This is a genomic window from Burkholderiales bacterium (assembly GCA_013695435.1).
Lineage (GTDB): Bacteria > Pseudomonadota > Gammaproteobacteria > Burkholderiales > JACMKV01 > JACMKV01.
In genome coordinates this window covers 1-8,168 of sequence record JACDAM010000208.1, presented here as the reverse complement: position 1 = coordinate 8,168, position 8,168 = coordinate 1, and the positions used below count along the sequence as shown (strand labels likewise).

9 protein-coding genes, 1 tRNA gene and 2 pseudogenes are annotated in these 8,168 nt (G+C 56.7%); 10 read left to right on the top strand and 2 right to left on the bottom strand.

Translation table 11 applies throughout. The annotated features are described in order from the left end of the window. Window positions 1-29 precede the first annotated feature (29 nt). Complete coding sequence (locus H0V78_10385) at window positions 30-1,163, top strand: IS5 family transposase (GenBank protein ID MBA2352159.1); 1,134 nt, start codon at window positions 30-32, stop codon at window positions 1,161-1,163. Window positions 1,164-1,328: 165 nt separating this feature from the next. Here the strand turns inward: H0V78_10385 and H0V78_10380 are convergent, their stop codons facing one another. Next, window positions 1,329-1,625 carry a helix-turn-helix domain-containing protein gene (locus H0V78_10380; GenBank protein ID MBA2352158.1) on the bottom strand — a complete coding sequence of 99 codons (297 nt, stop codon included), beginning with the start codon at window positions 1,623-1,625 and terminating at the stop codon, window positions 1,329-1,331. 573 nt (window positions 1,626-2,198) lie between these two features. On the opposite strand from H0V78_10380, the gene H0V78_10375 reads away from it, so the two are divergent. The 7 genes and pseudogenes from H0V78_10375 (at window position 2,199) to H0V78_10345 (ending at window position 5,281) form a co-directional block, all read left to right on the top strand. Then, window positions 2,199-2,480 (top strand): DUF4258 domain-containing protein, encoded by a 282-nt coding sequence (locus H0V78_10375; GenBank protein MBA2352157.1) that lies wholly within the window; start codon window positions 2,199-2,201, stop codon window positions 2,478-2,480. Continuing rightward, window positions 2,464-2,721: a type II toxin-antitoxin system MqsA family antitoxin gene (locus tag H0V78_10370; GenBank protein ID MBA2352156.1), complete on the top strand. Its 258-nt coding sequence runs from the start codon at window positions 2,464-2,466 to the stop codon at window positions 2,719-2,721. Before H0V78_10375 ends, H0V78_10370 begins: the two co-directional genes overlap by 17 nt. Window positions 2,722-2,987: 266 nt before the next feature. Continuing rightward, window positions 2,988-3,308, top strand: a pseudogene (locus H0V78_10365) (DNA-binding protein). 87 nt (window positions 3,309-3,395) lie between these two features. Then, window positions 3,396-3,647, top strand: a complete 252-nt coding sequence (locus H0V78_10360) for a hypothetical protein (GenBank protein ID MBA2352155.1) — start codon at window positions 3,396-3,398, stop codon at window positions 3,645-3,647. A gap of 216 nt (window positions 3,648-3,863) precedes the next feature. Next, complete coding sequence (locus H0V78_10355) at window positions 3,864-4,502, top strand: hypothetical protein (GenBank protein MBA2352154.1); 639 nt, start codon at window positions 3,864-3,866, stop codon at window positions 4,500-4,502. Window positions 4,503-4,556: 54 nt separating this feature from the next. Next, the gene (locus tag H0V78_10350) at window positions 4,557-4,718 is read left to right on the top strand and encodes a hypothetical protein (GenBank protein MBA2352153.1); all 162 of its coding nucleotides are present in this window, start codon (window positions 4,557-4,559) and stop codon (window positions 4,716-4,718) included. A 92-nt stretch (window positions 4,719-4,810) separates the two neighbouring features. Next, window positions 4,811-5,281: a hypothetical protein gene (locus H0V78_10345; protein MBA2352152.1), complete on the top strand. Its 471-nt coding sequence runs from the start codon at window positions 4,811-4,813 to the stop codon at window positions 5,279-5,281. 46 nt (window positions 5,282-5,327) lie between these two features. Here H0V78_10345 and H0V78_10340 read toward each other — a convergent pair. Continuing rightward, window positions 5,328-5,701 (bottom strand): annotated as a pseudogene (locus H0V78_10340) (DUF302 domain-containing protein). A gap of 237 nt (window positions 5,702-5,938) precedes the next feature. Here H0V78_10340 and H0V78_10335 point away from each other — a divergent pair. After that, a tRNA-Val gene (locus H0V78_10335) sits at window positions 5,939-6,015 on the top strand. Between the two features lie 116 nt (window positions 6,016-6,131). Beyond that, window positions 6,132-8,051, top strand: a complete 1,920-nt coding sequence (thrS, locus tag H0V78_10330; GenBank protein MBA2352151.1) for a threonine--tRNA ligase — start codon at window positions 6,132-6,134, stop codon at window positions 8,049-8,051. Window positions 8,052-8,168 lie beyond the last annotated feature (117 nt).

The window sequence follows — 8,168 nt, the reverse complement described above, 5'->3', positions numbered from 1 at the left end:
AGTCGTACAGAATCGAGACGGAGAGCGCGATGCGTGGAGCGGACGTAACTCAGGAAGGTTTGTTCATCGTGAGGAAGACCTCGGATTACGTTCCGACGGAACATCCACTGATCGCGATTCGAGAGATTCTCAATACGGCGCTGCGCGACATGGACCGGCTGTTTGAGTCGATGTACGAAGAGCGTGGTCGCTATTCGGTGCCGCCGGAATGGCTGCTGCGCGGATTGGTGTTGCAAGCCCTGTACGGGATCAGGAGCGAACGTTTGTTGTGCGAGCAATTGGGCTACAACATGCTGTTTCGCTGGTTTGTGGGACTGGGGATGGAAGACGCGGCGTGGGATCACAGCACCTACACCCAGAACCGCGACCGGCTGATCGATCACGACGTGATCAAGACCTTGTTTGGGCGGGTGATGCAGCAGGCCGAAGAAGCCAAGCTGCTCTCCTCTGAGCATTTCAGCGTGGACGGTACGCTGATCCGGGCCTGGGCCTCGATCAAGAGTTTCGTGCCCAAGGATGGGCCGCCGCCGGACAAGGGCGGCAGCAAGAGCAATCCAGAGGTGGACTTCAAGCGCCAGAAGCGCAGCAACGCTACCCACGTCAGCAGCACCGATCCGGATTCCCAGTTGTTCACCAAGTCTAAGAAGGCCGAGGCCAGGCCCTCCTTCATGGGCCATGTGCTGAGGGACAACCGCGGCAAGCTGGCAGTGGACACCCGACTGACCCAGGCCAGCGGCACTGCGGAGCGCGAGGCGGCCCTCGACATGTTGGCCGCTCTTCCGGGCGAGCAGCGCAAGACGGTGGGGGCTGACAAGGCCTTCGACACCGAAGACTTCGTCAGCGGCTGCCGCGAGTTCAACGTCACCCCGCATGTGGCGCAGAACAGCTACGAGTACGACACCAAGACCGGTAAGCGGGCGAAGCGTGAAAGCCGGATCGATGCTCGCACCACCCGGCACGAGGGTTACCAGGTCAGTCAAGTGATCCGCAAACTGATCGAGACGTTGTTCGGTGAGGGCAAGCAGCATGGCACCACGATCCGTCAGGTCAAGCTGCGTGGCCAGGCGAAAGTCAGCGACGTGTTCACGCTGTCCATGCTGGCGGTCAATTGGCGCCGGCTGCCCAAGCTTCTGGCAGCGCAGGCGATGGTTGGGAGTGGATAGACGGGAGAGGTGCGTCCGCAATCGCGGTTCGCGAGTAAACAGCGCCGCCAAACGCAAAACCGGCGGCGCCAATCCGCCAAAACCCCTTCCGGACGTTCTCTTAATCCAAAAATCCAATCGCGAACCAATCCTTGCATTGAATGCATCGGTAATTTCAACGGACTGCTAGTAGCGTTTGGCTAGGAGCGGCAGGAGTTTCTTGGCTCCCCAGGCGGGGCGAACGGGCCTCAAGGATGGCGGCGACGATGGGCTCGGCGATCCGGTTGGGAGAGGATTCGGGTTTGCGCGGCGTTCGTCGAGCCCGGGCGGTCCCTGCCTCACGTAGCGCTCGATCCATTTGTAGGCGGTCTTGCGGCTGATGCCATACAGATCACACAACTCAGGCACGCAGAGCGTCTGGCGAAGATAGTCGGCAATGAACTGCGTCTTCTGGCCCACAGGTGTAGTCTCGCTCCATGGCATGGGGCACCTCCTTCGGTGCCACCAGTATTGCTGACTGTTACCTATGTCCCCGATCGTTCAAATCGCCGCGCAACGAGTGATTTCAGTTGGAAAATCTACCAATGAGGAAATCAAACGGGACATCTTAAAAAACTTGGAACGGCAAGAAGGTTACGGGCGGCTTGCCACTTCATAGTTTGTTGGGTTGATCTTTGGAAATTCTAGGGACACCGCTTTCGGCTGTTCTACAACCGCAAGCGCATCCATCAATCGCTCGGCTATCGCACGCCTGAAGAGGTTGAACGAGAATGGCGTGGTGCTTAATTAACTTGTCCGGGAACTGGGGCAGCTCAGTCTGACCCATGAGTCTCGAATCCGGTCCCGCAACCGCACCAGCAGTTTAGATTTGGCGACGGCTTCCATCCGCCTGATTTTGGTTTGGTTAAACCAGAGGCAAGACGTAAGTCGTTCGCGCAGGAGTATTGGATTGACAGGCGCTAATAACTTGGACGACACTGCCGCGAGAAAACTTGTCGTCTACTTTTAGTTAGGCATCCAATTTCCGCTGACGCCGGGTTCCGTACACTGTGCGCCATGGCCCAAGTAACGATCAGCCAGTTTCGCCACCTGATCCGCACACTGAACTATGTCGTTTCAACGCATGCAGCCGAAGAGCTTGAAGATGAAAACCTCTCCATCCTCGATCTCGAGAACATCGTCCTCACGGGGCAAATCACAAAGCGCCAGCGCGACGCTCAAACCCGCGAGATCAAGTGCGTTGTCTCAGGCGTCACGCTCGACGGCGCGTCCGCCGAAGCAGTCGTCAAAGTCGGCTTCACCGGCAAGCTCATCGTCATCACTGTCTACCTCTGTTGAGCATCACTGCGCGTACTGCGGCAGCGTCTCGGTGCAGCTGAAGCATGTCACGCGCAGCTTTGGGAAGGGGGCAGCGTTACTTGTCATCGAGGCCATCCCCATGTGGTCGTGCCCGAGTTGTGGTGAGTCCTACTTTTCCGCCCAGACCATGCACGAAATCGAACGCATCAAGGCGCTTCGTAAGTCGGTCGCAATCAATCGGTCAGTCCCCGTCGCTGCCTTTGAAGCAGCGGATGCCTAATCCCTCCATCGAGCAGATCCACTCCTGCCTGCGGGCTTTCCGGTCTGTCGAGATCGCTGGGTGGCGAGTTCATCAACCATTGCCGCCGTCGTCGCATGGGTTCAAGTACCGGCTTGCCTACGTCGTCGCGGGCGAGTGTGTGCTGAGGTATGACAACGAGCGAGGCAAGGGCGATCACAGGCACGTCGGCGCCGAGGAATTACCTTACGCTTTCTCAACACCGGAGCTTATGTCTGATTTCAACGCTGACGTTACGAGGTGGAATCATGAACACGGTCGTCCTTGAAGTTCGTTCTCTTGCAGAGACGCTCGCTGACGCTTCGCGCGCCATGAAGGCTGGCCGCTCGGGGCGCGAGGCGCGCATTGGCTTCGCAACGCCCGAGTTGCTGTGGCAGGTGCTCACCGCCAAGCGGTGGGACCTACTCAAGGCAATGTGTGGCTCGGGCCCTATGTCAATTCGTGATGCAGCTCGTCGCGTCGGCCGGGACGTTAAAGCTGTTCACGGCGACGTCACGGCGTTGCTGAATGCAGGCGTACTCAATCGAACGGCGAATGGGGAAGTGGAGTTTCCGTTCGAGGCAGTGAAGTCGAGTTCATGCTGCAGGCAGCATAACGATGCAGGAGTCTGCGAATTGTCAGCGTGCGTACTGCAACCAAATCGGAACGTAAAATCTATGAAGAAGGCTAATCAAACCAAATCCGACGAGCTTCGTCCCGAATACAAGCGCTCTGACTTTGGTGAGACGGTCCGCGGCAAGTACGCGTCCCGCGCCGCCGTCGCGACAAACGTCGTAGTGCTCGACCAGCAGGTGGCCAAGGCATTCCCAACTGACGAAGCAGTGAACCAGGCGCTTCAATCGCTGATCGACATCGCCAAAACCTCTACACGCCCAACCCGGCGTTCGAGCGGACGCGCGAAAAGATAAATAGGTCAGACTGAGGAAAGAAGTCGAGTCTGAGCTAACCCAGTTTCCCCGGACAAGTTAATTAAGCCCCACGCCATTCCCAAAACGATGGAGTTATGATATGCCAAACTTTATTCATGATGTAAGCCTCGGCGGGGGTCAGCAGCTCCACGATCTAAAAACCGCCCATAGTGACCTTATGACCGCTATCGTGAAGCACTACGCCGTAGTGATCACTTGGACTTTCTCAATCGCGCATCCATTCACCACGTTGTTACAATTAGCGCCAACGAACTATACAATCGTTTAGTTACTCACGTGGATAATGCTAATTCACTCGCGGCCGATACCAAAGAATTCGCGCAAGAAGTTGCTAAAAAGGATTCTGTGGGTGGTGTTCTTTCGTACGCGCAAGCGAAGGTAACGGCTCGCTTTGATCTTATTAAAACTTTAGGCGCAGCTAGTGTTATATTTGTTGTTATAGCTGATTTCCTTGTACAGGTCGCTGGTCAAGCTCAGGTATTTGGAGAAAGCCAGAGGTCAGTCCTGTTGCAGTTTTTGCGCTTCCCCGTTTTAGTCTATGCGGGGCATATCGTAAACGGTTATTGGGATCTGATTGGGGATACGTTCAACAGTTCAACCAAAGCAAATCAGGTTCTTGCGGATACGGTGGATCGATCCGAAGTACGAATGTTCGCACTTATTGGAAGCAATCCCCCAGGCCGCCCTACCATGAACGCTCTAGGCGCAATGGAGGCAATATTTCTACTTGTCATTGGTGCATTGATTGCTTGGTGTGTGTTGAATATGCTTTACGGAGCATTTTCATCGCCTGCACCACTGTCGATCTCAACCCCATTTAGCTTATCTCGTTAGGTTTTCGGTAGATCAATGCCGAAGTAATACGATTTCCCGGACGATTCGGAGATCATGAAATCAATAACATTGACAGCTATTGCAGGTCAATGTGAGATCAATCTTGTCAGCCCGCACGGTCTTGGAGTACCTGCCTTTCACCCGGGAAAAACCGCGCATGAGGCGGGGCGGGAAGCGGTAGAAAGCTCTAGTTTTGAAAAATTAGCTTACTACTGATGCGTTGATCGTTTACGTCGTTATAACCACCTACCTCTAAAGAACTCTGCCTTCAGCTTGTAGAAGTAGGGCTAGCAAAAGGCTCGGAACTGGTGCTGCTCGATAAAATTCGTCCGTTGCTACGCTGCCCTTTTAAACCGTCAAGAAAGCTCGCCTGCCTTCTGATCGCCGCACACTTGGCGGCCTTGGTATTGCTGTGGCTTGCAGCTCCCGGGGTGATTGCCGCGCCGATCACGCCGGTCATCATCGCCAGTGCGTTCGTCACGGTCCGCCAGAGTGCGCTGCACGCCGCTTCGCGAGCGATTGTCGCGCTCGAACTTGATGATGATTGTTTATGCGCGGTGCAATTCAAAAACGGCGAGTGGCGCGAAGCGCTCGTCTTGGGCACGAGCTTTGTCGCACCTTATCTGACTATCGTTAATCTGAAGATCGAAGGGAACCGCTTCGCCAAGCACGTCGTAATCCTGCCCGACGCCGTGGACGCAGAGCTGTTCCGCCAGCTGCGTGTGTTGTTGCGCTGGAAGTGGCGTGATGCGCGCAACTCCAGGGCAGATGCCGCCTGACAAGGATAGTGCGGTTCACGTGCGTTCGTAGGTGTGCGTTCGTAATTCAGGGCGCGGTCGCCGCTTTCGCGAAATTGGCGAGTGTTGATTCAACTTCTGTATCGTGTCTTTCGCATTGCTCGATGCCATGGCGCTGCGCCAGCCAGCTTTGGCTGTTATATCCCAACCAGACCTGTCCCTTGTCGTCCTGCCAGATCAGCGCTTTCTGCGGCAGATCGATGCCCGCGGTTTGCGCGCATTGCATGAGCGGCGTCCCGGTCTGCGATTGCCGAAGATGACGAGCTCGGTAGAGCGCAGTTGCTTGTCGACTTTTTTCGCGCCGGCGGCGTGATCGACGCGCGCGAAGACCCTCAAGTCCGGGGCTTTCAGCGCCGCCTCCAGGCGGTCAGCCGTTTCCTTGACGCTATGCGGGTTTTTGATTTTTGACCGGGCCGGCGTCGGCCGCGACAGCCGTTCCGAGTGAAAATAGGAATGACAGGGCGAGCGCAGGCACTATGTGCATGTAAATTCTCCTGAAGTGAAAGAGCGCTACGGCAGCAAAACGGAGCCGCTACTGCAAAGCTTACGCGCCGGCGCGAATTCAGGACGACGGGCGGGTGTTTTTCGGCTCAGCGGTTTGATGCCGTTTGGCGTTTACGCTAAACTGGCGGCGGTTTCAGGCGCGTAGCTCAGCTGGTTAGAGCACCACCTTGACATGGTGGGGGTCGTTGGTTCGAGTCCAATCGCGCCTACCATTCGGCAGGACAGCAGCCTCGGTAATCGTATTCAGTAAGCCGGCGAGAAAAGTCAGGAATTCAGGGGGCGCTGGTGCCCCTCGTTCTCTGACTTTTATTATTTTTGGGAAAGCGAAATGCCCGTAGTTCGATTGCCTGATGGCTCTGAAAAAGCGTTTGCGGCGCCGGTCACGGTAGCGGAAGCCGCCGCGAGTATTGGCGCCGGTCTCGCGCGCGGGGCGCTTGCGGCCAAGGTCGACGGCAAGCTTGTCGATACCTCGTATTGCATCGATCGCGACCTCGACCTAGAGATCATCACCGAACGCAATGCGGAAGGTGTCGCCCTGATACGCCATTCGACCGCGCATCTGCTGGCGCATGCCGTCAAGGAATTATTCCCCGATGCGCAGGTGACCATAGGCCCGGTGATCGAAAACGGCTTCTACTATGACTTCTCGTACAAGCGCCCATTCACGCCCGAAGATCTCGAAGCGATCGAAAAGCGCATGGCGGAAATCAGTAAACGCGATTTGAAATTGCAACGCGAAGTGCTGGGGCGCGACGAAGCCGTCGCGTTTTTCCGCGGCCTCGGTGAGCATTACAAAGCCGAAATCATCGCCGCGATCCCGCAGAACGAAACCTTGTCGCTCTATCGCCAGGGCGACTGGATCGATCTGTGCCGCGGCCCGCACGTGCCATCGACTTCCAGACTCAAGGTATTCAAGTTGATGAAAGTCGCCGGCGCGTATTGGCGCGGCGATTCGAACAACGAGATGCTGCAGCGGATTTACGGCACGGCGTGGACCAGAAAGGAAGATCAGGAGGCCTACCTGCATCGCCTCGCCGAAGCCGAGAAGCGCGATCACCGCAAACTTGCCAGGCAGCTCGACCTGTTCCACTTGCAGGAAGAAGCGCCGGGCATGGTGTTCTGGCACCCGAAGGGCTGGACGATCTATCAACAGGTCGAGCAATACATGCGCCGCGTGCTGGACGAGCACGGCTACGAGGAAGTGAAATGTCCGCAAATTCTCGATCGCACGCTGTGGGAGAAATCCGGCCACTGGGAAATGTTCAAGGAGAACATGTTCACCACCGAGTCCGAGGAGCGCGAATTCGCGGTCAAACCGATGAATTGCCCGGGCCATGTGCAGCTTTTCAACCAGGGGCTGAAAAGCTACCGCGATTTGCCGCTGCGGCTCGCCGAATTCGGTTCGTGCCATCGCAATGAGCCGTCCGGGGCATTGCACGGATTGATGCGTGTGCGCGGCTTCACCCAGGACGATGCGCACATTTTCTGTACGGAGGCACAGATTCAGGACGAGGTCGCGAAGTTTATCGATCTGCTGCATGCGGTTTATGCCGATTTCGGTTTCAACGAAGTGCTGGTCAAACTGTCGACGCGGCCGGAAAAACGCGTTGGTTCCGACGACATCTGGGATAAAGCCGAGGCAGCGCTCGAACTCGCACTGAACAGCAAGAGCATCACGTGGGAATTGCAGCCTGGGGAGGGCGCTTTTTACGGGCCGAAGATCGAGTTTTCGCTGAAGGATTGCCTCGAACGCATCTGGCAATGCGGCACCGTACAGGTCGATTTTTCGATGCCGGCGCGCCTGGACGCCAGCTATATCGCCGAAAACGGCAGCAAGCAGATTCCAGTGATGCTGCATCGCGCGGTGCTGGGTTCGATGGAGCGCTTCATCGGCATCCTGCTGGAAAATTACGCGGGCGCCCTGCCGCTTTGGCTGGCGCCGGTTCAGGTCATGGTGCTGAATATCTCGGAAGCGCAGAACGACTACGCGCGCGAAGTGACCGCGCAACTGCGGGCAGCCGGCCTGCGCGCCGACTGCGACTTGAGGAATGAGAAGATAAACTATAAAATCCGCGAGCACAGTCTGCAGAAGCTTCCCTATCAACTGGTTGTCGGCGACAAGGAAGTCGCGGGGCGGAAAGTTTCGGTGCGCGCGCGGGCGAATGCCGATCTCGATCAGATGAGCCTCCCCGACCTTATCTCACGGCTCCAATCCGAAATCGAACACAAGGGCTGCGCTGCGCACTAACAGTTCGTTGAACTTATCCCCCGACCCAGTCCACGGAGCCGAAGGGTAATACGTTGAGTAGTGAGTCGTACAGAATCGAGACGGAGAGCGCGATGCGTGGAGCGGACGTAACTCAGG